Origin of the sequence: Xanthomonas sp. 10-10 (genome assembly GCF_040182365.1) — a bacterium.
Taxonomy (GTDB): domain Bacteria; phylum Pseudomonadota; class Gammaproteobacteria; order Xanthomonadales; family Xanthomonadaceae; genus Xanthomonas; species Xanthomonas arboricola_F.
In genome coordinates, this window is sequence record NZ_CP144460.1 from 4,971,906 (window position 1) to 4,996,603 (window position 24,698).

At 65.1% G+C, this 24,698-nt stretch carries 17 protein-coding genes and 1 pseudogene; 6 read left to right on the forward strand and 12 right to left on the reverse strand.

Annotation, left to right across the window (positions count from 1 at the left end):
- The first annotated feature begins 134 nt into the window (after window positions 1–134).
- Window positions 135–1,139: a 2-hydroxyacid dehydrogenase gene (locus tag VZ068_RS20985; protein ID WP_349656391.1), complete on the forward strand. Its 1,005-nt coding sequence runs from the start codon at window positions 135–137 to the stop codon at window positions 1,137–1,139.
- A gap of 37 nt (window positions 1,140–1,176) precedes the next feature.
- The gene (locus VZ068_RS20990; protein ID WP_349656392.1) at window positions 1,177–2,799 is read left to right on the forward strand and encodes a lactate permease LctP family transporter; all 1,623 of its coding nucleotides are present in this window, start codon (window positions 1,177–1,179) and stop codon (window positions 2,797–2,799) included.
- A 66-nt stretch (window positions 2,800–2,865) separates the two neighbouring features.
- Here the strand turns inward: VZ068_RS20990 and VZ068_RS20995 are convergent, their stop codons facing one another.
- From VZ068_RS20995 to VZ068_RS21010, 4 genes are all read right to left on the reverse strand, one after another.
- A complete protein-coding gene (locus VZ068_RS20995; protein ID WP_259159938.1) occupies window positions 2,866–3,255 on the reverse strand; it encodes a VOC family protein in 390 nt (129 codons plus the stop codon).
- A 66-nt stretch (window positions 3,256–3,321) separates the two neighbouring features.
- The gene (locus VZ068_RS21000) at window positions 3,322–3,642 is read right to left on the reverse strand and encodes a hypothetical protein (RefSeq protein WP_349656393.1); all 321 of its coding nucleotides are present in this window, start codon (window positions 3,640–3,642) and stop codon (window positions 3,322–3,324) included.
- A gap of 88 nt (window positions 3,643–3,730) precedes the next feature.
- A complete protein-coding gene (locus VZ068_RS21005; protein WP_349657776.1) occupies window positions 3,731–4,153 on the reverse strand; it encodes a hypothetical protein in 423 nt (140 codons plus the stop codon).
- A 475-nt stretch (window positions 4,154–4,628) separates the two neighbouring features.
- Window positions 4,629–5,681, reverse strand: coding sequence for a DNA-binding protein (locus VZ068_RS21010; RefSeq protein WP_349656394.1), 1,053 nt, complete (start codon window positions 5,679–5,681; stop codon window positions 4,629–4,631).
- Between the two features lie 220 nt (window positions 5,682–5,901).
- Here VZ068_RS21010 and VZ068_RS21015 point away from each other — a divergent pair, with 220 nt between their 5' ends.
- Window positions 5,902–6,945 (forward strand): kelch repeat-containing protein, encoded by a 1,044-nt coding sequence (locus VZ068_RS21015; protein ID WP_349656395.1) that lies wholly within the window; start codon window positions 5,902–5,904, stop codon window positions 6,943–6,945.
- 145 nt (window positions 6,946–7,090) lie between these two features.
- Here VZ068_RS21015 and VZ068_RS21020 read toward each other — a convergent pair whose 3' ends face one another.
- From VZ068_RS21020 to VZ068_RS21050, 7 genes are all read right to left on the reverse strand, one after another.
- Complete coding sequence (locus VZ068_RS21020; protein WP_349656396.1) at window positions 7,091–8,128, reverse strand: SMP-30/gluconolactonase/LRE family protein; 1,038 nt, start codon at window positions 8,126–8,128, stop codon at window positions 7,091–7,093.
- A gap of 76 nt (window positions 8,129–8,204) precedes the next feature.
- Window positions 8,205–9,350, reverse strand: a complete 1,146-nt coding sequence (locus VZ068_RS21025) for an endo-1,4-beta-xylanase (RefSeq protein WP_349657777.1) — start codon at window positions 9,348–9,350, stop codon at window positions 8,205–8,207.
- Between the two features lie 642 nt (window positions 9,351–9,992).
- A complete protein-coding gene (locus VZ068_RS21030) occupies window positions 9,993–11,039 on the reverse strand; it encodes a hypothetical protein (protein WP_349656397.1) in 1,047 nt (348 codons plus the stop codon).
- A gap of 455 nt (window positions 11,040–11,494) precedes the next feature.
- On the reverse strand, window positions 11,495–14,191 hold the full coding sequence (galB, locus tag VZ068_RS21035) for a beta-galactosidase GalB (protein ID WP_349657778.1): 2,697 nt from the start codon (window positions 14,189–14,191) through the stop codon (window positions 11,495–11,497).
- Window positions 14,192–14,345: 154 nt separating this feature from the next.
- Window positions 14,346–15,767, reverse strand: a complete 1,422-nt coding sequence (uxaC, locus tag VZ068_RS21040; protein ID WP_349656398.1) for a glucuronate isomerase — start codon at window positions 15,765–15,767, stop codon at window positions 14,346–14,348.
- A gap of 47 nt (window positions 15,768–15,814) precedes the next feature.
- Window positions 15,815–16,807 carry an endo-1,4-beta-xylanase gene (locus tag VZ068_RS21045; RefSeq protein ID WP_259159954.1) on the reverse strand — a complete coding sequence of 331 codons (993 nt, stop codon included), beginning with the start codon at window positions 16,805–16,807 and terminating at the stop codon, window positions 15,815–15,817.
- A 9-nt stretch (window positions 16,808–16,816) separates the two neighbouring features.
- Entirely contained in the window at window positions 16,817–18,133 is a 1,317-nt protein-coding gene (locus VZ068_RS21050) for an MFS transporter (protein WP_349656399.1), read from the reverse strand.
- Between the two features lie 441 nt (window positions 18,134–18,574).
- Here VZ068_RS21050 and VZ068_RS21055 point away from each other — a divergent pair, with 441 nt between their 5' ends.
- From VZ068_RS21055 to VZ068_RS21065, 3 genes are all read left to right on the forward strand, one after another.
- On the forward strand, window positions 18,575–21,508 hold the full coding sequence (locus tag VZ068_RS21055) for a TonB-dependent receptor (RefSeq protein ID WP_349656400.1): 2,934 nt from the start codon (window positions 18,575–18,577) through the stop codon (window positions 21,506–21,508).
- Between the two features lie 241 nt (window positions 21,509–21,749).
- Window positions 21,750–23,237 carry an MFS transporter gene (locus VZ068_RS21060; RefSeq protein WP_349656401.1) on the forward strand — a complete coding sequence of 496 codons (1,488 nt, stop codon included), beginning with the start codon at window positions 21,750–21,752 and terminating at the stop codon, window positions 23,235–23,237.
- A 33-nt stretch (window positions 23,238–23,270) separates the two neighbouring features.
- Window positions 23,271–24,305 (forward strand): glycoside hydrolase family 43 protein, encoded by a 1,035-nt coding sequence (locus VZ068_RS21065; RefSeq protein WP_259167308.1) that lies wholly within the window; start codon window positions 23,271–23,273, stop codon window positions 24,303–24,305.
- A gap of 197 nt (window positions 24,306–24,502) precedes the next feature.
- Here VZ068_RS21065 and VZ068_RS21070 read toward each other — a convergent pair.
- Window positions 24,503–24,619 (reverse strand): annotated as a pseudogene (locus VZ068_RS21070) (glycoside hydrolase family 5 protein); the annotation flags it as partial.
- Window positions 24,620–24,698 lie beyond the last annotated feature (79 nt).

Below are 24,698 nucleotides of genomic sequence, written 5' to 3' on the forward strand. Positions count from 1 at the left end.
TTAGACTCTATCCGTCAGGCTGACGTCCATGCCGCCGCTTGAGCTAGCCACATCCGCACTGATTGGCGAATGTCAGTGGCAGACACATGGCATCTGATGGGTCACTGTACTTCCGTATCGATGGAGTTCTCTGCATGAAAATGGCTGTCTTCAGCACGCGCCCTTACGACAAGCGATTTCTCGACGAAGCGAAACTGCGCTTGAGGGAGCACTCCATAGCCGAGTTCGTTTACTTCGAAGCATCGCTGGATCTGCAGACCGTAGCATTGGCACAGGGTTGCGAGGTGGTGTGCGTGTTCGTCAACGACCGGCTCGATGCGGCCGTGTTGCAGGCATTGCACGCGATCGGTGTGCGCGCAGTGCTGCTGCGCTGCGCCGGCTTCAACAACATCGACCTCGCCGCAGCCAAGGCCCTGGAGTTGTTCGTGGCACGCGTACCGGCCTACTCACCCGAGGCGGTGGCCGAGCACACCCTGGCACTGGTGATGACGCTCAACCGCCAGACACACCGCGCCTACAACCGCGTGCGTGAGGGCAACTTCATGCTCAACGGCCTGCTTGGGCGCACCTTGCACGGCAAGACGGTCGGCCTTGTGGGCCTGGGCAAGATCGGCCTTGCGACCGCACGGATCTTTCGTGGCATGGGCTGCCGCATGCTCGGCTACGATCCCTGTCCCTCGCCGGGATTCGATGGGCTCGGTGAGCGGGTCGCACTGGATGCGCTGTTCGCACAGGCCGATATCGTATCGCTGCACTGCCCGCTGACGCCGGTCACCCAGCACCTCATCGACGATGCCGCGCTGACAGCGATGAAGCCCGGCGCGATGCTGGTCAACACCTCACGCGGTGGGCTGGTGGATACCGATGCGGTGATCCGTGCACTCAAGTCCCGCCAGCTCGGTCATCTGGCCATCGATGTCTACGAACAGGAAAGCGCCTTGTTCTTTCAGGACCGCTCCGGCGAGATCATCGACGACGAGGTGTTCCAGCGTCTGATGACCTTCCCCAATGTGCTGGTCACCGGGCATCAGGGCTTTTTCACTGCCGAAGCACTTGAGGAGATCTCCGGGATCACGCTGCAGAATCTGGCGCATTTCGCCGCAGGCACGGCCTGCCCGAACCTGGTTCCCAGCGCCTGACTCCGCGTTTCCCTTTCACTCCCGCGCAGGTCCGACCATGTGGCAACAACTCTACGACCCGCTCGGTAACGCCAACCTCTCGGCATTGCTCGCCGCGCTGCCGGTGCTGTTCTTCCTGCTGGCGCTGACGCTGCTGCGGCTCAAGGGGCTCACCGCCGCGTCGCTGGCGGTGCTGGTCTCGGTGGCGGTGTCGTCGCTGGTGTTTGGCATGCCGCTGGCCAGCATCGTGGGCGCCGCGTTGTTGGGCATTGCCAACGGCCTCTTCCCGATCGGCTTCATCGTGCTGATGGCGGTATGGCTGTACAAGCTGGCGATCCGCAGCGGCAAGTTCGAGGTGATCCGCGGCAGCATCGCCACGGTGTCCGAAGACCAGCGCATCCAGGTGTTGCTGATCGCGTTCTGCTTCGGCGGATTTCTGGAAGGCGCTGCCGGTTTTGGCGTGCCGATCGCGATCTGCGCGGCGTTGCTGGTGGAGCTGGGCTTCCGTCCGCTCAAGGCGGCGATGTTGTGCCTGCTGGCCAACGGCGCGGCGGGCGCTTATGGGGCGATCGGCATCCCGGTGCTGGTCGGCGCGCAGCAGGGCGGCGTGCGCCTGGACGAGATGTCGCTGATGCTGATCGCGCTGGTGCAGGTCTGCGCACTGCTGGTGCCGGCAGGGCTGGTGGCGATGCTCGATGGCTGGCGGGGCGTGCGCGAGACCTGGCCGGTGCTGCTGTTTGTCGGCGTGGTGTTCAGTGGCGTGCAGACGCTGACCTTGTACTTCCTTGGGCCGGAACTGGTGGACATCCTCGGGCCGCTGGCCGGCATGGGCGGGCTGGCCCTGTTCATGCGGTTCTGGCGGCCCAGGCGCATCTACCGCGAAGCGCAGGCACCGCCGTGCTCCGCCCAGCGCTGGGCGCTTGCCCAGGTGCTGCGTGCGTGGTCGCCGTTCTACATCCTCACCGGCGCGATCCTGGTATGGAGCCTGCCTGCGTTCAAGGCGCTGTTTGCCGCGGACGGCGCGCTTGCCGCCACGGTATTGCAGCTGCCCATCGGCCTGCTCGATCAACGCGTGCAGGAAGTGCCGCCATTGGTGGCCAGCGTGCGTACGCTGCCTGCGGTGTGGAATGTCGGTTGGCTCAACGCTTCCGGAACCGCAATCCTGATCGCTGCGGTGCTCACGGTGCTGCTGTCGCCGCGCTTGAACCTGCGCTCGGCAACTGGCGAGTTGGTCCAGTCCGCGCGCGAGATGTGGAGACCGCTGGCCACCGTGTCGCTGGTAATGGCGGTGGCCTATGTCACCAACTATTCCGGCGCGTCGTCGAGCATCGGCCTGGCGCTGGCGCAGGCCGGTGGCGTGTTTCCGCTGCTGTCGCCGGTGATCGGCTGGATGGGGGTGTTCATCACCGGCTCGGTGGTCAACAGCAACACCTTGTTTGCCCATCTGCAGGCGGTGACGGCGGCACAGATCGGCGTGTCTGCGCCGTTGCTGGTGGCGGCCAATACCGCCGGTGGCGTGATGGCCAAGCTGGTCTCGCCGCAATCGATTGCCATCGCCGCCGCTGCGGTCAAGTTGGTGGGGCAGGAGTCGGCGATCATGCGGACCACGCTGGCGGCAAGTCTTGGATTGCTGGTTTATGTCTGTCTTTGCACGTGGCTGTTGTCGATGCTGCTGCAATGATGCCGGTGGCGGCGTGTCAACTGGCTGCCGTAGCAGGTTGCTTGCACTGGCCTGCTCCAGGCTGTGTCAGCGATTGGCGATGACCTGCCCGATCCGCAGCAGATTGCCGCTCTCGTCCACGATCGCAAATTCGCGCATGCCCCAGGGCTTGTCGCCCACCGGGTCGATCCTTGGAATTCCCCGGGCCGGGAGCGCCGCTGCCTGCATCGCTGCATGGATGGCATCGACATCGCCCACCCGCAGATAGCAACCCGCGTAGCAGCTCGCCGGATCCAGATCCGGGTGCGCGAAGAAGTGCAGCTCTACATCGCCGCGCCGCACAATCGCATACCCGGCATCATGCGGATGCGCATCGCCCTCGAAGCCAAGCCGGCGGTAGAAAGCCAGCGTCTGCGCAATGGCGCGGCTGGGCAGGATCGGGATGGTCTGGTCAGCGGTGTTGGCCTTGGCGTTCATCGTCAACTCGTCTGAAGTGGTAATCGGATTCAAACCGGGACGGCCATTGCTGGCCACACGAAGCGTTCAGATGCGCGCGCAACCAGTAACCACAGCTAGCCCCAGCTGCCGGGTGTACCAGCTCAGCTGGCGCAAGTATCCACCGATGCAGGAGCTGACTGCATACCCCAATGGCCGCACCAGCTTGTGGCCCCATCGCGTATAGGTGTCTCGTAGTGCCGGGGCCAGGCCCTGCAGCAGCACGGTGCCCAGCTGGCTGACCAGCAGGTAGGCGAATACGTCGATGCCCAGCATATCCAGCAATGGCACAGCCGCTGCAAGTTCCGGATTCGATGCAATGCAGGCGATCACCAACGCGGTGACTGCAACGGCTGCCCTGCGATTCACGATGATTCGCCACATAGGGATGAACCCGCATACCGTCTCGATGTCAAAGATAGCAGCACCGTCCAGCCGACCCTGGTCTGCTGCTCGATCACGATGCCCGGACGCCCTGCCTGGCACCGGATGTGCTGAAAATGCGCATCAGCACCAGCACCAGCAGCACCACAAAGCTCAGCTCCCACACATAGAACGCGGCACCCACGTGGTCGATCATGACCTGATGGCCGGCCTCGTTTTTGTCGAACCGGGTTGCGCGGAGGGTATCAAGCCCGATCAGGCACGCCGCTACCAACAGCGCCGCCGCCAACTTGTCCACCTTGACGAAGTAACACAGCCACGCCAGGAAGAACAACGGATTGCTCATCCATGCCACGCACTGGCCATCGACCACCTGCATCCAGCCAAGCAGCAGGATGACGAACCCACCCAGGTGATCATTGCCGCCGTGCAATGCAGGAAGGCACAGCGCAACCCCGTACAGCAGGGCCGATAACACGAGTAGAAAAAGCTTCACGGGCGTCCTTGTCCAGGATGAGGCGAGTGCGCGTGTTCGCTTGCGGAACTCCGGATCGCAGCTGCACGGGCGAGCTTGCTTACTATAGACAATGCGTGCACAGCTTTCACCGACGCCTTGCGCAGCCTGCCGGCGCGTTGGCGTGGACGGGCGACGCAGCAGGGACGTTGCTTCAAGCGTCGCCATGACATGCTTGAAGCACCAGCGCATGACTCCGGGACCCGGCGCCACCATGACGGCCCACGGTAGCAGCGCGTGTCGGCGCCGGTGCAGCGTCCGCTGCGGGCGAGCGCTGCACCGGCCCACGGAGCGGAAAATGGTGGGGAACGCGGTGACGTATCGTCCGGATCGCTGCCGCGGTGACGGCGGGCGGCATCGCCCGGCCCAGTCGTCTGCTGTCACGCCCGCCCGGGTTGGCATGCCTCGTAGCGCCTGTGCCAACCCGGGGGGCGGCCTTCCCCACACCCGGTTGCGGCTAATGCTTGGCGGCTTTTTTCGTAGCGCCCGCTCCGCTTGCCCGCTTGGCAGCGCTGCCCTTACGTGCCACGGCCATGTTGTCGACCAGGTTGGGATAGGGCCGGCCTGCTGCCTTGGCACGCTGTCTGGCCTGTGTCTTCTGCGCTGGGGAAAGCGAACTTGAGCGCGAGGCACGCTTCGGGTTCGGTTTTTTCCATGGCGCCGAGGCCTTGCCCTCGCGCTTCTTCGCAGTGCTGCGTGCAGAGGCGCTCTTGTTGGCCGAAGGCCGGCGAGCGGCTGTCTTTTTTGTCGCGGTCTTTTCTACCGCCCTTTTCTTCGCCGTCGCTTTCCCGACTGCGGTCTTCTTTGCTGCGGTCTTCTTTGCTGCGGTCTTCTTCGCTGCCGTCGTGGCGGTCGTCTTGCGGGCAACGGTCGAAGACCTGGACGTGGGTGTCGCCGCGCTACCGGCCCCTGCTTTCCTGGCTGCGCTTTTTTTCGCCGCAGGTTTCTTCGCGGAGGGCATTCCGGTTGTTTTTCTTGCGGCCTTCTTTGCGGCGGTCTTCTGTGCGGTGCGTTTTGCTGCGGTCTTTCCGGCGGTGCGTGTCTTCGTACCACTGGCGTCGGCAGCGGCCGTGCTGCTGGCCCTGCTGCTCTTCCCTGTCGCGGTCTTCGCGTTGGCTGCATCCTCCAGCCGCTGATACAGCCGCGCCGCCCAGCGCTGACCTGCATCGCCGCCCCAGAGCAGCCAGGCGATATAGCCAGCCGATGGCGCGCTACGATCGGCCCAGCCCTTGCCGTTCTTGTCCACGCTGTGACGCGCGAAATAGGCGTGCATGCGTCGAATGGTCTGGGTGGAAAGCGTTTTCTGCGCCGACAGATCGCGTGCACGCGCGACGCCGATCGCGGTACCGCCGCGCCCGTGCAGCTCACGCAAGCGCAGTCCGCGCGCCGCTGCGTTGGCAACATTCCTGGGCGGCACTGTAGACATCGCCCGCTTTGCTGGTGTGCGTGCCACGAATTTCTCCGGTTGCATCGAGTTGCCGTAGTGTTCGCATGCGCCGTGCTGCTGCATGTGAAGAGGCTGGCAACTGGCCGTGCACACCACACGGCGATGAATGTGACTCGGCGACATGCAGGCACGCCACGCGGCGCGCGGCGGCGCTGTCGCGAAGGGCGCGTCGGCGGCGACGTCCACCGCACCGGACGCAGCTGCAGATCAGCCTGCTTGGGACGCTGAATCGCCGTGCATGTGTCGCTACACTGGCCTGCCACGGCTATCGCAAGAGTGCTGCATGCGCCTGTTGAAGACCTCGTTCCACGCGGGCCTGCTCGCTGCCGCGATCGGCATTGTCCCCGCGCTTGCGCAGGCCGCCGACAAGGCGCCGTTGTCCAAATCGGCGCCGTCGAAACAGTCTGCCCGGTGGCAGGCCCTGAGCACGCGCAACCAACCGCATGCGCGCCATGAAAACAGCCTGGTGGCCATCGGCGACCGCCTGTATCTGATCGGCGGACGCGATCAGCGCCCGCTGGAGATCTTCGACACCCGCACGCGCCGCTGGTCGCAAGGCAGTGCGCCGCCGCTGATGGTGAGCCACGCACAGGCGGTGGTGTCGTCCGGCAAGTTGTATTTCGTGGGCGGCTTTACCGGCGACTATCCCGAGGAAGCGTCGCTGAGCAATCTGCTGATCTACGATCCCCGCACCGACCACTGGCAGGTCGGGCCGGAGATTCCCAAGCATCGCCGCCGCGGCGCGGCCGGCGCGGTGGAACACGACGGCGTGCTGTACCTGGTCGGCGGCAACACGCGCGGCCATATGAGCGGTTATGTGCCATGGCTGGATGCGTTCGACACCAGAACGCAGCAATGGACGCAGCTGGCCGATGCGCCGCATGCGCGCGACCATTTCCATGCGGCGGTGATTGACGGAAAACTCTATGCCGCCGGTGGCCGCAGGTCGGCACACGAAAGCGGCAACACCCTGGCGCAAACGATTTCCGAAGTCGATGTGTATGACATCACGCGCGGCACCTGGTCGGTGGCACCGGCCGCGCTGCCGACGCAGCGCGCAGGCACTGCCGCCATCGCACACAATGGCCGCCTGCTGATCATCGGTGGCGAGAGCATGCGGCAGGTCAAGGCGCACGACGAAGTGGAAGCCTACGATCCGACCAGTTCCAGCTGGGCAACGCTGGACGCACTACCGCAAGGGCGGCATGGCACCCAAGTTGCCGCCGTCGGCGACACTCTGTACATCGCTGCGGGCAGCGGTAACCGCGGCGGCGGGCCTGAGCTGGATGATGTGTTGATGTTGGCTGAGGCGGAAGCCACACGCTAGGCAAGGTGGGCTGCATCCAAGCCCGATCGCAGTCCTGGCCCGAAGGGAAAGCAACCTGTCATGCAGGTCTCTCGGTAACGCTCCATCGCGGCCAGGGCCGCTCCTACAGGAGCGGCGACTGGATCAGCTGAGGTCCCGACAGACGCTACTGGGCAAACTGCAATCCCAGCGACTTGACACGCACGCGTGTCAGCATCGCGTGCGAGGTCATGTAGAGGGTATGACCGTCGTTGCCGAACGCGCAGTTGGAGACGGCTTCACCGGTTTCGATACGGCCCAGGCGCTGCCCGGCCGGATCGAAGACGATAACGCCACCGGGGCCGGTGGCGAACAGGTAGCCGTCGGCGGACACCGCCATGCCGTCGGGCAGGCCGGGCGCATCCTTTGCCACCAGATCCGACGCATCTGCGAACACGCGCTTGCCGGTGACGGCGCCTTGCGCATCCAGCGCGTAGGCCATCCAGATCGGTCGTTCCGGATCGGAATTGGACACGTACAAGGTGCGCTCATCGGGCGACAGCGCGATACCGTTGGGGAAGCTCAGGCTGTCGTCCAGCAGATGCACGCTGCCGTCGACATCCAGCCGGTACACACCATTGAAGCGCAATTGCTTGACCGGCGAGTCGTTGAGATCCTTTAAGCCGTACGGTGGGTCGGTGAAGAACACCACGCCGTCGCGACGACGCACCACGTCGTTGGGGCTATTGAAGCGCTTGCCGCCGAAGCTGGTGGCCAGCGGCGTCTTCTTGCGGGTGGCCGGATCGAGCCTGGCAACGATGCGGGTACCGGAATCGGCAAGCAATACGGTGCCATTGGGCTCGGCATACAGCCCGTTGGCACCGGCCTCGCGCAGCGTGGCCTGTTCCGGACCGGTATAGCCGGAGGGCGACAGCAAAACCGACAACCCTGCCTCTTCGGACCAGCGATACAGCTTGTTTTCTGGCACATCGGTAAACAGCAGGTAGCCACCGTTGCGCACCCATGCCGGGCCTTCGGACCAGGTGAAGCCTTCGGTGAGCTTCTCGATGCGCGCGTCGCTGGCGACCACGTCGCCGAAGCTGCGATCGAAAGTTGTCAGATGCCCGATCGCAGAAAAGCGCGGCGGGGGCACCTCCTTCCTGGCGCAGGCGACGAGGATCGCCAGCAGCGGAACGGCCAACAACAGATAGGGCGGCAAGCGCATCGGTCAGTCCAGTAACGAAGTCGAGCCATGATGCCATCATGCGTGTGCAGGTCTGCTGCGCACGCTGGCGACCGCGCTAGCGCCCGCCAGCCGCCGCAGGCACCGCCAGCACCGCATCCAAGGCCGGTTTGGGCCGGTGATTGCGATCGAACAGCAGCGGGTAATTGGTGCGGCCGGGCACCGGGTAATCGTTCTTCCACGACATGCCGTCGCTGACACCCCAGATGCTCACGCGCGCAAGCTTGTCGCGCTTGCGCCAGAACAGCGCGAACAGCTCCGCATAGCGATCGCGCAGTTGCGCCTGTACGGCAGGCGGCAATCCATCGCGGTAAGGATCGAGAAAGCGCTTGAATTCCGGCAGCTGGAACTGCTTGTGCGCAAGCCCGGTGCCGATGATCTGGCCTTGCTTGGTGAGCGGCAGCACATCCACGTCGAGCTCGGTGATCATGACCTTGATGCCAAGTGCGGCGTATGCGTCGATGGCGTCCTCGATATCGCGCAGGCTGGGGTAGTCCAGGCCCCAGTGCCCTTGCATGCCGACGCCGTCGATACGGATGCCGGACTGCTGCAGCATCTTGACCATCCGCACGATGCCGTCGCGCTTGCTCGGCCGCCATGCATTGAAGTCGTTGTAGTAGAGCTCTGCATCCGGTGCATACCGCTGCGCAAAGGTGAAGGCATTCCGCACCACGGTGTCGCCGTCGCCGACCCGCTGCACCCAGTTGGTATCGCGGTAGCGCCCGTCTTCGTCGATGATTTCATTGACCACGTCCCAACCCTGCACCTTGCCGGCGTAGCGGCCCGCCACCAGCGCGATATGCTCGCGCATGCGCTCCAGTTGCTGCGCTGGCGTATTGGGCCGGCCATCGGCGGTGGTGAAGAACCAGTCCGGCGTCTGGTTGTGCCACACCAGGGTGTGACCGACCACGAACATATGCTGCGCACGCGCTTCATCGACGAAGGCATCGGCGGCGGTGAAATCGTTGACGCCGCGACGCGGCGACACCACTTCGGCCTTCATCACGTTCTCGGGCGTGAGCGCATTGAAATGGCAGGCGACCAAGGCCGCCGACGCGGCGTCGTGGCCTGACACGATCTCGGCATTGACGGCGGTGCCGATCAGGAAGGCATCGGCATAGACCTGCTTGAGCGTCTGTGCCGGACAGGGAGAGGCGGCAACCGCCGACGGCGCAGCGCTGGCGGTTGCGCTGCCAGCCAGCATGCCGACCAGCAACAAGAAGGAAAACCGGTGACGTGCAAACATGGCGGCAGCTCGTTGAGGAAGGCGCGGGCGACTGACCGGGGCGCAGGGACGACACTGCAGTGCAGCGTGTGTCGCAAAGGATGCGCAAGGCCATGGCACAGTCTGCCTACGGCCCACGACGGCGGTGATGCAGCATAGCCGCTTGCGTCTCCGCGGGCAGCGCCGACCTGCATCGGTACATGCATGCCGGCCAACAGCCGTGCCCAACGGCGTCGGGCAGTTGCGAGTACCAGTGGGCGCACCACTGTTGGCGTTGCTTCCAAGTCCAACCGCTGCGGAGCGACATGGCGCGTCGGCGACTCTGCGACACGAAGCCTCAGCAGTCGCGTCGATCATTGCGCGAAGATCGATGCACCGTTGGCAGTAGCATCGATCAACGCGCCTGCGTTGTGCGGGGCCTACTGCCCCAGCCTGTGCCCGCGCGCGATGACAGATGCAGGCACGGCACTGCGCAATGCACAGCGGCACTGGCCGCGACAGGCTGCGTTGCCAGAAGATGATAGATGTCGCGCGCCGGAGCGGGATCAACGCGGCCGCTGGCAAGTCCTACAACGACAAACGCCCGGGAAGGCCAGGGCCTTCCCGGGCGTTGAGCACGCGTTAGTTGCTTTGGGTGAAGCTGATGCGCGGCGACGAACCGCCCGAGGCAGTGCAGCTGCCGAGGGTCAGGTTGTTCTGCTCGAACGTGGTGCCGGCGTTGCCCAGACACGTCGGGGCATTGGTCGTGCCGTCGTTGACGGCCACGTTCACGGTAACGCTCGAGCCGCGATTGAACGACACCACCGGATTGACGCTGCCATTGCCGAAGATATTGAACTCGGACTGCCGCCAGATCTTGTTGATGTTCAACGTCGAGGCGGGCTGGTTCACGCTATAGGCCTGGCCGTTGACCGAGAACGAGACGGTGTCCACACCACCAGCGGTCGCCGAGCCGGTCAGCTTGATGCTACCGATGTTCTTCACCGCCACCAGCGGTGCGTCCACTGCGTCGCTATTGCGATAACAGGCGTTCTGGTCGGGATAGGCATACCAGCCGGACGGGCAGCCGACCGCGTTGTACTGCGAGGCGCTACCGGCAAAGAACCAGTCCTGGATGAAGGCGATCGGAGTGCGGCCATTGCCGGCGTCGCCGTCACCATCGGTGGAGTAGATGAACTGCGCCCAGGTCTGGCACGTGGAGTAACCGAACTGCGAGCAGGTGCTGGGATTACTGGCGATGTCGGTATTGATCTGCAACGAATAATCGGCCACGCCGGTGGTCACGCCGCTCACGCTCGGGAACGAGCCCACGGCAGAGCGCGTGGACCTGCCGGTGCGTGCAGCGTAGTCGGTGCCGTTACCGACCGTGAAGGAACCACCGTTGCGCGCGGTAGTGGTGCGGCCATTGCCATTGGTGACGGCCGGCGGCACCGACACGAGCTTGGGTGGCGCCGCACAACGTGTCGCCTGCCAGCCATTGTTCGGGAACGCCGAGCGGAAGCAACCCTCCATCGACGGCGCTTGCTGATGGATCGTCGCTTCCCAGGACGACAGGGCCTCGGCGCGACCGGCGGCGTTGATGGCCGCGCTCTGGGTCGCGGCCCCTGCGCTGGCCACACTTCCGATGATGCAGGCAACAAGCACTGACCTTGAACCGATCTTCTTCATTTCCGTTCCTTATGGAGGTGGAGCAACCGATCTTCCTCGCACCGCCGAGCCCCCCATGCGGCGCCAGGAAGTGATGTCCTGGAAAGCGAAGTCAACAATTCGGTAAATGCGCCAACTTTGGGCTCTGTCACGCTCTTGTGTTAACCGGGCATAGCCGTGACGTCGATGCTGCGTTACGGCATTTCGCAATGCGGGCTTTCGTTGCGCGCGCGAGCCCCCCAACCATTGCCTTGACATGGCCGGACCGAACTGCGTGCCTCGACGGCGCCATGCGGCGCACGTGCTCAAGCCGCCTCCATCACGCAAGCATCGTGGCAGGCGGCTTTCCTGGGAGGTTTGTCACGGCGTGGCCGACTAGTTTGTCCGCACCCGAGCACGCCTGCTGTCTGGGCAGGCCTTGTCTCTAACGCTGGCTGCAGGGTAAGTGACTGCAGCGACAGGTCATGCGCACTCCATCACTGCGCCACGATCTGCGCCTGCGCGGCATCCAGGCTGTCCGATTCGATATGCAGCGTGATGGTGCCGCGTGCGCCCGCCTTCGCCCTCACGATCGCCAGGCACAGCCCGTTGAAGGCATTGCGTTGCGGCGAGCCGAACGACTCCAGGTTGGTGGGGTCGCCGTTGTCGGTTGCGACCAGCTCGCCCGGGCCGTCGATCCGGAACCGCAGGCGGTCGCCGGCAGTGGGCGCAGGACGTCCATCGCGATCCAACAGCCGCACGGTGACGAAGCTCAGATCACGGCCGTCGCCACGGATGCTGCTGCGGTCGGGCGTGACCTGCATGCGCGCGGCGGTGCCGGCGGTCTGCACCTGGCCGCTGGCCCATGGCTTGCCGTCCTTGTACGCCTGCACGCGCAGCTCGCCGGGCTGGTAGACCACCTCGTCCCAGCGCAACCGGTATTGCAGCGGGCCCTTGCGCTTGCGCCCCTGCGAGACGCCATTGACGAACAGCTCGGCCTCATCGCCGGAGGTGAACACATGCACCGGTGTCACCTGGCCCTCGCGACCGGGCCAGCTCCAGTGCGGCAGCAGATGCGCCATCGGTAGATCAGGGCGCCAACGCGACTGGTACAGCCAGTAGCGGTCCTTGGGAAAACCGGCCAGATCGAAGATGCCCGAATACGAACTGCGCGAGCTGTAGTACGGCGTGGGCTCGCCCAGATAATCGAAGCCGGTCCAGACGAATTCGCCGGCAACATACCGATGCCGGTCCAGCGCGGCGAACACCTTGTCGGCGCTGGAGCCGAAGTCCACCGCATGCAGTTCGTAGGCGCTGACCTGATGCGCAACCGAGTCGCCGCCGCGCCCATCGCGCACCGGCGCGCTGGTGTCCGGCGTCACCGGAAACAGGTACACGCCGCGGCTGCTCAACGCCGAAGCGGTCTCGCTGCTGAGGATGGCCTTGTGCGGAAACTTCGTATGGAATGCCGGGTATTGCGGTTGCTTGCGGATGCGCTCGGTGCCTTCGAACTCCGGCGTATCGCGGATGCCTTCGCCCTGGTAGTTGAGGCTGATGACATCCAGCGCAGCCGGTAGCGGCATGTCCGGGGAGGCGTAGTTCATCGCCACCGTGGCCGGCCGCGATGGATCTTCGTCATGCACGATCGCATGCAGGGTGCGTGCGATCGCCGCGCCCTGCTCGCCGGTGTATTGCTCGCCGACTTCGTTGCCGACACTCCACAGCATCACCGAGGGATGGTTGCGGTCGCGCCGCAACATCGCGCGCAGGTCCGGCTCGTGCCATTGCCCAAACACCAGATGGAAATCCAGCGGGGTCTTCTTCATCTCCCAACTGTCGAACACCTCGTCCACCACCAGCAGGCCCATGCGGTCGGTGAGTTCCAGCAGCTCCGGCGTGGGCGGGTTATGGCTCATGCGGATGGCATTGGCGCCCATCTGCTGCAGCAACTGCAGCTGGCGCTCGGCGGCGCGCACATTGAACGCAGCACCGAGCGCGCCGAGGTCGTGATGGTTGTTCACCCCACGAATCGGCACATGCTCGCCGTTGACCAGCAGACCCTTGCCGGCATCGAACACGATGCTGCGGATACCGAACGGGGTCCGATAGCGATCCACCACCTGCCCCTGCTGGCGCACCTCGGTCACCGCGACATAGCGATGCGGCTGCTGGGTGGGCGGTGGGCCCCACAGGCGTGGTGCGTCGATCTGCACGCGCCCCTGCACGCGGGCGCTGCCACCGGCAGGTACGGCAATCTGCGTTGCGGGAATCTGCGCGACCGCCGCGCCGCTGGGGTTGCCGCTTGCCGCGTCGAGCACGTAGATGGCAGTGCTGACCTGCGCCTGCGCGGCAGTGCGCGCGGCGTTGTCCAATGTGACAGCCAGGTGGATCTGTGCAGATGCCGCCGATACCTGGGGCGTGGTGAGCTGCGTGCCCCACTGCGCGACATGCAGCGGCGCGGTCTTGGTGAGCCACACATGGCGATACAGCCCGCCACCGGGATACCAGCGCGCCGAGTCCGGTGGATTGTCCAGACGGATCGCAAGCTGGTTGCGGGCACCGACAAGCGCATACGGCGTCAGATCCACACGCCAGGAGCTGTAGCCGTAAGGCCAGCCGCCGACCAGCTGGCCGTTGAGCCAGACCGTGGCATAGGACATGGCGCCATCGAGATCGAGAAACAGCGAGCGGCCGCGATCGCTGGCCGGAATGTCCAGCGTCTTGCGATACCAGCCGATGCCCCAGCTGGGCAGGCGCCCCATGCCGCCGTAAGGACCATCGGCCAGGAACGGCCCGGCGATGGCCCAGTCGTGCGGCAGGTCCACCGGTTGCCAGCGGCTGTCGTCGAAGTGCGGCTGCACATATGCCACGGTATGGCCCGGATTGCCGGGCGGGCGTCGATGCCGTTGCGCCGGGTCGGCAATGAACGCATTGGCGGTTGGCAGAATCCACGGCTTGAGCACGTCCTTGGCCGATGGATGCAGCTGCTGCGCCTGCTCCGGGCGTGCATCAGCCACCTTGCCGTCTTCACTGCGCAGCACCTGCGGACGCGCATCGTAATCGAGCATCACCGTATTTCCCGGTGGGTCGCCACGCTGAAAGCGCCATTGCGCGTCGAGCGACACACGCTCGCGTGGCGCATCGGTTTGTGCGGTGGCGTGCAGCGGAGCCAGTGCAACGCCGGCGCAGGTCATGCCGGCGCAGATCAGGCGTAAGGCGTTGCGCCACACCTCAGCGCGTGGGAAGCGTGCCTGGGTCATACGCTGGGCCTCTGCGCTTGCGTACGGGGTGACCTTGCACGCCGATGCGGCGTCGTACCGGCATCGCACACGCAGCGCAACCACTGCATCACAGCTTGTAGGCCTGCTTGGGCAGCCGATACGCAAGGTCCATCGCCACCTCCACCGCTTCGTCTTCCTCCAGCCGGTGCTCGGCGACCAGCTTGGCCAGGAACGCGCTGTCCACGCGCCGCGCCACATCGTGGCGGGCCGGGATCGACAGGAAGGCACGCGTATCGTCGTTGAAGCCCACCGTGTTGTAGAAGCCGGCACTGGCAAGGGTCTGCTCGCGGAACCGCCACATGCCCTCCGGTGCGTCATGGAACCACCACGCCGGGCCCAGCAGCAGCGATGGGTAATGGCCGGCCAATGGCGCCAGTTCGCGGCTGTAGCTGGTTTCGTCCAGGGTGAAGACGATCAGGCGCAGGCGCGGGTCGTTGCCGTGGCGATCCAGCAAGGGTTTGAGCGCATGCACGTAGTCGGTGCGCATCGGAATATCGGCTCCCTTGTCGCGCCCGTAGCGTGCGAATAGCGACCGGTTGTGGTTGCGAAAGCAACCCGGATGCAGCTGCATCACCAGGCCATCGTCCAGGCTCATCGCCGCCATTTCGGTCAGCACCTGCGCGCGGAACAGCTCGGCCTGTTCCGGCGTTGCAGTACCACGCACCACAGTCTCGAACAGGCGCTGCGCCTGACCCGGCGACAGGTCGGCGGTGGCGGCGCTGGGATGCCCGTGATCGGTAGAGGTTGCGCCGTGCGCGGCAAAGAATGCGCGGCGTTGTCGATGCGCGCGTAGATAGCCTTGCCAGCTCAACACGTCTTCTCCGGTGAGCGCGCCAAACTGCTGCAGCGCACCTGCAAACTGCTCATGCTCCGGATCCACCACCGGGTCCGGGCGGTAGGCAGTCACCACGCGGCCGGCCCAGCCGCTGTCGCGAATGGCCGCGTGATGCTGCAGCGTGTCCAGCGGCGATTCGGTGGTGGCGATCACCTCGATATTGAAACGCTCGAACAGCGCGCGCGGGCGAAAGCCAGGCGTCTGCAGCGCTGCCGTGATGTGGTCGTAGTAGTGATCGGCGGTGCCGGCATCCAGGCGGATGCGTAGATCGAAGACGGTGTGGAAGACATGATTGAGCCACACCGCCGAAGGCGTGCCCCGTAGCAAGGTGAAGTGCGCGGCAAACACGCGCCACGCCGCGCGCGGGTCCACCGGTGCGCGCGTGCCGTCGGCACGCGGAATGCCCAGCGCATCCAGGTCGATCCCCTGGCTGTAAAGCATGCGGAACACGTAGTGATCGGGCACCAGCAACAGCTCGGTGGCATTGGCGAACGCGGCATCGGTCGCAAACCAGGCCGGGTCGGTGTGGCCGTGCGGGCTGATGATGGGCAGCGTGGCGATCTGCGCATACACCCGGCGCGCGATCGCCCGCGTGCCGGGGTCGGCCGGCAACAGGCGGTCGTCGTGCAAGGTCAACGGCAAGGAGGTAGACATGGGGTCGGGGTACCAGACAAAACGGGGTGGGTCGTGCAGCGCCTGCGTCAGGGCGCAGGCGTGCCGGGATGGGCGGCAACGTAATCACGCAACCAGGTCAGCGCCGGGCGCTCGCTGCCGTCGCCACGCACCAGATAGGCCGCTTCCTTGTCGCGCCACAGGCCGGGGCGGAATCCCCACAGCGTGATGCCGCGCACCGCGGGGTGCTCCCAGAAAATCGGGAACACGCGCTGGTAATCGGCCAGCTGCTGCGCATCGCTTGGACCATCGAGGTCGAATTCGGTGATGTAGATCGGCAAGCCGGTGGCGGCCAGCGCATCCAGATTGGTGCGATGCACCGACATCGCCACATTCGATGTGGTCTCGAACGCATGCTCCTGGATCCCGATCGCATCGATCAGCCGCTCGCGCTGCAGCAACCGCACGATCTGCAGATACTTCTGCGTGGCCTGCGCGTTGTTGGTGATGCTGTAGTCGTTGATCATCAGCCTGGTATGCGGAAAGTGCTGGCGCGCCAGCCGAAACGACTGCAGTACCCACTCCCAGCCGCTGGCGCCGTCGCCGCCGAGCGCCTGCAGATAATTGCCGCCACCGGTGTCGTCCTTGCTGGGCGGGTCGTTGAGCGGTTCGTTGACCACTTCCAGCAGGTCGATGTCCGGGTAACGCTGCGCCACCGCAGCAAACCACTGCTCGATCTCGCGGCGCTGCTCGGCCGGCCGCAGCGACTTGATCCATTCCGGCTGCTGGTTGCCCCACACCATCACATGCATCTGGAACGGCATGCCGTTGGCCTTGGCGAACCGGTAGGCGGTATCCAGCGTGCGCCAGTCCATCTGGTCCCGCACCGCTTCCACCGTGCCCCACTTGCCGCCATTTTCCGGGGTGAGCTTGTTCCAGTACTGCGCAAAACCCTGCGCCTGTTGCGGGCTGTAGGCGCTGCCCAGAAACTTGGCCGCGCCCGCGGCCAAGGGCGCGGCCTGCGCAACCGATGCCATGCTTGCCGCCAGCAACAGTCCGATTCTCGCGATGTGCAGGTACATGGTGATTCCTCAGGAAGATGGAGGCGTTACGGTGGCCGCAGGCAGCTGCGCCGGCTGCAGCTGCGGCACCAGCGCATGCACGACGGCCAATGCCAGCAGATAGGCCGAGCCGGCCATCAGAAACACCGGCACGTAGCTGCCGGTCGCCTGCAGTAAAAACCCGATGAAGGTGGCAATCAACATGCCGCCCACCGCGCCGGCAAATCCGCCGATACCCACCACGGTGGCCACCGCATGGCGTGGAAACATGTCCGACGGCAGCGTAAACAGATTGGCCGACCAGCCCTGGTGCGCGGCGGTGGCCAAGCCGATCAGGCCCACCGCCAGCCAAAGATTATCGGCGCGTGCGGCGAACACGATCGGTACCACCGACACGGCGCAGAGCAGCATCGCGGTCTTGCGCGCGCGGTTGACGCTCCAGCCGCGCGCGATGAACCGCCCCGCCATCCAGCCACCGGCGATGCTGCCGATATCGGCCAGCACGAAGATCACGATCAGTGGCGCACCCAGCTGCAGCAGGCTCAAGCCGTACTCGGCGTGCAGGAACTTGGGCAGCCAGAACAGGAAGAACCACCAGATCGGGTCGGTGATGAACTTGCCCAGCACGAAGGCCCAGGCCTGGCGGTGCCGCAGCACCTGCAACCATGACAGCCGCGTTTGCACCGGTTCGTGCGCATCGCTGCGGATATGCGCAAGCTCTGCCGCCGACAGGCCGGGCTGCTGCTCCGGCGGGTGATAACTGCACCACCACACCAGCAGCCAGGTGGCGCTCAATACACCGGTGAACAGGAACGCTGCCTGCCAGCCCCAGGCGGTGGCGATCACCGGCACCAGCAGCGGCGCGACGATGGCACCGATGTTGGAGCCGGAATTGAAGATGCCGGTGGCCAGTGCGCGCTCGCGACGCGGGAACCACTCCGCCACCGTCTTGAGCGCGGCGGGGAAGTTGCCGGACTCGCCCAGCCCCAGGAAGAACCGCGCAATCGCAAAGCCCACCACGCTGGTGGCCAACGCATGCCCCATCGCCGCCAGGCTCCAGATGCCGATCGCCAACGCGTAGCCGACGCGCGTGCCGAAGCGGTCGATCACCGCACCGCTGCACAACAACCCCAGCGCGTAGGCGGCCTGGAAGGCGGTGACGATGTAGCCGTACTGGATTTCGTTCCAGCCGATCTGCGTCTGCAGAAACGGCGCCAGCACGCCAAGCACCTGGCGATCGACATAGTTGATGGTGGTCGCAGCCAGCAGCAGCGCGCAGACACGCCAACGCACCCGCCCCAGGCGCGCGCGCGGGCCGGCAGCGTCGGCCGCAGGCACATCGCTCATGGGCGCAGCCCCTGCCAGCGCGCAACCGCCACGCATGCGCGCTGGCACGTGCTGCAGCTCGCAACATCGGCGGGCGCATGCAGCATCCCGCTTGCACGTTGTCCGGTTCGGATCATCGACCACTGCACCTGCACGAAGGTGGCCTTGCGCCACGGGTGATAGCGCTACCATTACCATGCCGTCGGCATAAATCCATCGCGCACTGCAGCACGCCGCAACCGTTCGTCAGCATGTCAGGCCGCACGACAACGCCAATGCGCCACGCCCCGGCAACTATGCTGCCCTGCAGCGTGCTGTTCCGAATTTGGTAGCGCTAACATCCAGCGCCACTGATCGCCCGTCTCCCCACCGCATCATCGTCGCGCCGATTCCGGGCAGCGGCACTCCCTGCGCAGGGGCGATGCGTGGGACATCTGCTCACCTGTTAGGGAAGGGAATACGGTGAAGAACAGCTACGCACAAACCGCGTTGTCCTGCGCGTTGGGGTCCATCCTGCTGGGCATGGCCAGTACTGCCGCCTGGGCACAGTCCACCGACGCCGACAGCGCCACGCAAACGCCGCCGGCCACGGCCGGCAACAACGATGCCGTCACCCAGCTCGATACCGTCACCGTCTCTGGCTACCGACGCAGCATCCAGTTTTCCACCGACGCCAAGCGCGACTCGGTCGGCTTTGCCGACACCGTGTTTGCCGAAGACATCGGCAAGTTTCCGGACATGAACATCGCCGAGTCGCTCAACCGCATCCCCGGCGTGCAGCTGTCGCGCGACGTCAACGGCGAGGGCCTCAACATCGCCATTCGCGGCCTGGGCACCAGCTTCACCAAGACCACGCTCAACGGCGCCAGCATCGCCACCGCCTCGATCGGCCTGAACGCGCAGAACCAGAACCGCGAAGTCGACCTGAACCTGTTTCCCACCGAGTTCTTCACCCAGCTCACCGTGAGCAAGACACCTACCGCCAGCATGCTCGAAGGCGGCGTCTCCGGTGTGGTGGACATGCGTAGCGCGCGGCCGTTCGACCGCCCCGGCGTGCACTTCACCTATCAGGCGCAGGCCGACTGGAACAGCACCAGCGAAAACACCACTCCGCGTGGCGCCTTCATGGGTAGCTGGACCAACGAGGAAGGCACCTTCGGCGCACTGTTCGGCGTGGCCTCGGTGCGCAGCAAGCTGGGCGTGCGCGGCTTCGAAAGCGTGGGCTGGACCAACCCGGGCCTGACCTACACCCAGTGCGGCCTCACCCCGCCTGCGGGCACCCCGGCCACCAATCAACCGGCGGCCTGCAACGTCAACGGCGGCGGCAACTGGCGCATTCCCGACCGCGTGCCGGCCACCGCCGGCAGCGGCCTGACCACCGGCGAGACCATCGATGCGGCCTGGCTGCTGGCGCGCAACCCGGGGCTGAGCATCGACCAGATCAGCGACGCGTTGATTCCGCGGCTGGGCCGTAGCGTCTACATGAATGGCGATCGCGACCGCGATGCATCGGTGATGTCGCTGGAATGGCGCCCCTCCGACAGCATGCATTTCTACCTGGATACGCTGTATTCGGAGGCCAAGCGCACCACCGAGCGGATCAGCATGAATCTGATCGGCCGCAACGGCAACATGATTCCGCTGGGCATGCAGCTGGACCAGAACAATGTGGTCACCAGCGCCACCTTCGCCAATGCGCAGTACTTCCTGGAAGCGCGCCCGTACCGCGAAGAGGTCAAGTTCTGGAGCGTCAATCCGGGTGCGGAACTGCTATTTGGCGCGGACCAGGACATCAAGCTCAACGTGCAGGCCAATGCCACGCGCAGCTGGCTGGATCGCGAGTCGCCCAGCATCCTGGTCACCTCGCCGTTCACCACCGTGGACTATCGCAACCAAGGTGGCGACCGCCCCAGCATCACCAGCCCGCTGGATCTCAACGACCCCAATCTGGGCTGGGGCTGGAGCGGCGGCCGGGTCAATATCCAGAACGAAAAACGCGTGACCGAAACACGTGGCGGACGCGCCGACCTGCAGTTCGGCGAAGACAAGCGCAACATCAAGATCGGCGCCGCCTACGACCAGGCCGAGCGCACCATCCGCGGCTTCGACAACAGCATCGCCTGGGAGCAGGTGGTCTGCCGCGGCGGCGGCGGCACCATCTGCAACGGCGGCCCCGGCTCGGCAATTCCCAATGCAGCCCTGGCCGGCTATCTGCGCCCCGGCCCGGATGGCTTCATCACCGCCGATTTCAACCGCTTCCTGGGCGATACCAACTACTACGCCTTACGCGATTCCGCCCCGGAAACCAACTCCGCCAACACCGGCGCCTCGGCCGGCGGCATCCGCGAAAAGAACCTGGGTTTCTACATCGAAACCAACGCCGAAACCGAAGTGTGGAACCGTATGCTGCGCTTCAACGCAGGCGTGCGCTACGTGACCACCGACCAGACCATCACCGGCCCGGTCACCATCAACGGCATCCGCCGCATCCAGGTGCTGGATTCGGACTACAAGGAAACCCTGCCCTCGTTCAACGCCGCCTGGGACGTGGCCGACAACGTGGTGCTGCGCCTGTCCAGTTCGCGCACGCTCACCCGCCCCGATCCCAGCGCAATGCTGCCCAACACCAACTTCAGCGACCCCTCCGCGCAGACCGCAACCCAGGGCAATCCGAACCTGGCGCCGTATCTGTCCACCAACGTGGATTTCGGCGGCGAGTGGTACACCGGCGGCGAAGGCTATGTGGGCCTGACGCTGTTCAACAAGCGCATCAGCGGCTTCACCGTCAATGGCGTGCGGCGCATTCCCTTCAACGACCTGGGCGTGCCGTACGAAAGCCTGCTGCCGATCCAGCAGGCCGGCCTGGATCAGCGCGGCGGCCCGAATGCGGCCACCGTGGACGTGCAGACCCAGGTCAACGCCGATGGCGTGCTCAACATCCGCGGCACCGAGGCGATCTGGGTGCAGCCGCTGGACAAGCTCATCGACGGCATGGGCTTCAGCGTCAACTACACGCATGTCAATCAGTCGTCCGAAGGCGAAGGCGTGCCGGCGGTGGCCGTCGGCGTCGCACCCAACCTGTGGAACGGCACCGTGTACTGGGAAAAGAACGCTGCATCGGTGCGCCTGTCCTACACCTGGAACGACGACATGGTGATCTCCGGCGCCAACCAGAACGGCATCCCGTATGCACGCCTCAACGCCGATGCGCGTGGCCAGCTGGATCTGTCGGCCAGCTACGCACTGGACTGGCTGCCGTCCAAACCGCAACTCACCCTCAACGTCACCAACATCACCGACGAGCCGCTGCGCACCACCTATGCGTGGCCCAACGCCACCTACGACCTGTACGAGCCCGGGCGCACGGTCATGCTCGGCATTCGCGGCACGTTCTGATTGTGGCCATCGCCATGATCTCGCCGTTGGCAGCCGGGCGCGGCCGGTGTGCGGGATGTACGCACACGGCGCGTGCATCCCGTCTCCCGCGTGCCGTACTCCGCCCGTGGGCGACGGCGCGCGACGTTTTGCCGGACACTGCAACTGCTGTGCCTGCGATCGCGATCCAGAGGGGTCGCGGCCAGCCGCGTAGCGCGCGCCGCGGCGTTTTCCGCAGCACTTTTCGAGCCCGCCTCACCTCATGAACGATCGGTCACAGCAGCTCTCCGTGCGCGAAAAGATCGGCTACAGCCTGGGCGACCTGGCTGCCAACCTGATCTTCCAGACGTTGGTCACTTTTCTGGCGTTCTTTTACACCGACGTGTTCCGGATTCCCGCCAGCGCGGCGGCCACGTTGATCTTTGTAGTCGGCTTGCTCGGCGCGTTCGTGTTTACGCCCATCATCGGCATCCTGGCCGATCGCACCCGCACGCGCTGGGGCAAGTTTCGCCCGTGGATCCTGTGGACCGCGCTGCCGTTCGGCGCACTGTCGCTGGCGGCCTTCAATACCCCCACGCTGGGCGAGCACGGCAAGATCACCTACGCCTTTGCCACCTACACCTTGCTGATGCTGGTGTACGTGGCCAACAACCTGCCGTATTCGGCGCTCAGCGGCGTGCTCACCGGCAGCATGGAGCAGCGCAACAGCCTGTCGGCGTATCGCTTCCTGGCGGTGACCTTTGCGCAGTTCATCATCCAGGTACTGCTGCTGCCCTTGGTGCTGATCCTGGGCAATGGCGACAAGGCGCAGGGCTTTCGCAACACCATGGCGTTGTTCGCTGCGGTCGGCACGCTGTGCTTTCTGATCACCTTTTTCACCACCCGCGAGCGGGTGCTGCCGATCGCCGAACAGCGCAGCAGCGTGCGACAGGACCTCACCGACCTGGTGCGTAACAAGCCGTGGCTGGTGATGCTGGCGCTGACGATCCTGGTCTTCATCAATCTCGCCATGAAGGGCGGGATGTACATCTACTACTTCAAGTACTACCTCGACGCTGGCGCGTTGGCCCACTTTCTCGACGCGGCCGGATTCAACCGCTTCATCGCGGCGATCAACAGCATGCTGACCGGTGCCGGCATGAGCGCCTTGCAATGGCCGCAGGACGCGCCGACTTCGGCGTTCAGTGTCTTTAGTGCCGGCGGCATCCTGGCCATGATCGTGGGCATCGGGTTTTCCAAACGCCTGGCCGACCGCTACGGCAAGCGCAATGTGTTTGGCGGCGCGCTGCTGATCTCCACGCTGTTCCTGCTGGCGTTCTACGTGTATCCGGCAACCGCCATCGGCTGGGTATTCGCCTCGTATGTGCTGCACGGCTTTTTCTACGGCATCACCATCCCGCTGCTGTGGGCGATGATTGCCGACGTGGCCGATTACTCGGAGTGGAAGAATCACCGCCGCGCTACCGCCATCATCTTTTCGGCGATGTTGTGCGGCCTGAAGATCGGCCTGAGCGTCGGTGGCGCACTGGTCGCCGGCATCCTCGCCGTCTATGGCTACGACGCCGCGCTGCCGCAGCAAAGCGACGCAGTCACCGACGGCATTCGGTTGGCCATCAGCGTGTATGCCTCCATCCCGTTTCTGCTCGGCACCGCATTGCTGGTGCTGTACGAGATCGATAAACCGCTGGAAACCCGCATCGAACGCGATCTGGGCGTGCGCCGTCAGGCTGCACCGCTCGCTTCGCCCTGATTCCCCCCTCCCACTTCATGCACAGGTACGCGCATGTCCGATGAACTGCACGCCGCCACACTGCAGGCCCTGGCGCGCACCGCCATTTCCGCGCCGCTGGTGACTCACATCTACACGGCCGACCCGTCCGCGCATGTGTTCGATGGAGCGTTGTACATCTATCCCTCGCACGACATCGATGCCGGCGTCGCCTTCAGCGACGATGGCTCGCATTTCGGCATGGAGGATTATCACGTCTTTCGTATGGCACACCCCAACGCACCGGTCGACGACCTGGGCGAGGTGCTGCACGTGCGCGACGTGCAATGGGCGCAGCGCCAGATGTGGGCACCGGATGCTGCGCAACGCAATGGCAAGACCTACCTGTATTTCCCGGCAAAGCGCGCCGACGGCATCTTCCAGATCGGCGTGGCGGTGGGCGAGCGCCCCGAAGGCCCGTTCGTGGCCGAAGCCGAGCCGATTGCGGGCACCTACTCGATCGACCCGGCTGCCTTCGCCGACGACGATGGCACGCACTACCTGTATTTCGGCGGCATCTGGGGCGGCCAGCTGCAGCATTACCGCGACAATGCCTACGCGCAGACGCATCAGGAACCGGTGGGCAATGCGCCCGCACTGGGTCCGCGTGTGGCGCGCCTGCACGAGAGCATGACCGCACTGGCCGAACCCACACGCGAGATCGTCATCCTCGACGAACACGGCAGCCCGCTACGCGCCGACGACGTCGACCGTCGCTTCTTCGAAGGCCCCTGGCTGCACCGCTACGCCGGTCGTTACTACCTGTCGTATTCCACCGGCGATACGCACCTGATCTGCTACGCCACCAGCGACTCGCCATATGGCCCATTCCGCTACCAGGGCGTGTTGATGCAGCCGGTGATCGGCTGGACCACCCACCATTCCATCTGCGCCTTCGACGGCCAGTGGTATCTGTTCTATCACGACGCGGTGGTGTCGGGCGGCCAGACCCATCTGCGCAACATCAAGATGGCACCGCTGGAGCATCTGGCCGACGGGACGATTGCGACGATCCATCCGTATGGGGAGGATGCCGTCTCGCCGTGGTGACATGACGGCGACGCACACGTCCGCTGCTGTTTTCCCCTGATGGGGTCTCCGGCCGCATGTGCATGGGAGCGGCTGACAGCGACTATGCTCGCCGCCAATCGAACGCGGCCGACGCTCGGCGTGGCATGGACACCTGTGCACCCCGGCGCTGAGTCGGCCATCCACGCCGATCGGATCAGCGCTCGCCATGTGTTCTCAGCGCGGCGTGTGTACTTGCTCAGAATCCTGATCTGCGGCTTGTCGCTGCCGTTCTTGCCAGGTTGTACGGTGAAGAAGTAATCCGGCCTCCACCAGGCGCCCACAGCCCACCAGGTCGCTTCAAGACTGCTCCCGATCCCGCGTCGGCACGCGTGGCCGTCACCTTGGCACGCCGGCTGTCGCGCCGATAGGTGG

Bases quoted from the DNA above. Each gene is read 5' to 3' on its own strand.
- VZ068_RS21045 (WP_259159954.1), bottom strand. From the start codon at position 16,807: ATGTACCTGCACATCGCGAGAATCGGACTGTTGCTGGCGGCAAGCATG.
- VZ068_RS20985 (WP_349656391.1), top strand. From the start codon at position 135: ATGAAAATGGCTGTCTTCAGCACGCGCCCTTACGACAAGCGATTTCTC.
- VZ068_RS21030 (WP_349656397.1), bottom strand. From the start codon at position 11,039: ATGAAGAAGATCGGTTCAAGGTCAGTGCTTGTTGCCTGCATCATCGGA.
- VZ068_RS21050 (WP_349656399.1), bottom strand. From the start codon at position 18,133: ATGAGCGATGTGCCTGCGGCCGACGCTGCCGGCCCGCGCGCGCGCCTG.
- VZ068_RS21020 (WP_349656396.1), bottom strand. From the start codon at position 8,128: ATGCGCTTGCCGCCCTATCTGTTGTTGGCCGTTCCGCTGCTGGCGATC.
- VZ068_RS21010 (WP_349656394.1), bottom strand. From the start codon at position 5,681: ATGCAGCAGCACGGCGCATGCGAACACTACGGCAACTCGATGCAACCG.
- VZ068_RS21025 (WP_349657777.1), bottom strand. From the start codon at position 9,350: ATGCTGGCTGGCAGCGCAACCGCCAGCGCTGCGCCGTCGGCGGTTGCC.
- galB (WP_349657778.1), bottom strand. From the start codon at position 14,191: ATGACCTGCGCCGGCGTTGCACTGGCTCCGCTGCACGCCACCGCACAA.
- VZ068_RS20990 (WP_349656392.1), top strand. From the start codon at position 1,177: ATGTGGCAACAACTCTACGACCCGCTCGGTAACGCCAACCTCTCGGCA.
- uxaC (WP_349656398.1), bottom strand. From the start codon at position 15,767: ATGTCTACCTCCTTGCCGTTGACCTTGCACGACGACCGCCTGTTGCCG.
- VZ068_RS21065 (WP_259167308.1), top strand. From the start codon at position 23,271: ATGTCCGATGAACTGCACGCCGCCACACTGCAGGCCCTGGCGCGCACC.
- VZ068_RS21015 (WP_349656395.1), top strand. From the start codon at position 5,902: ATGCGCCTGTTGAAGACCTCGTTCCACGCGGGCCTGCTCGCTGCCGCG.
- VZ068_RS21060 (WP_349656401.1), top strand. From the start codon at position 21,750: ATGAACGATCGGTCACAGCAGCTCTCCGTGCGCGAAAAGATCGGCTAC.
- VZ068_RS20995 (WP_259159938.1), bottom strand. From the start codon at position 3,255: ATGAACGCCAAGGCCAACACCGCTGACCAGACCATCCCGATCCTGCCC.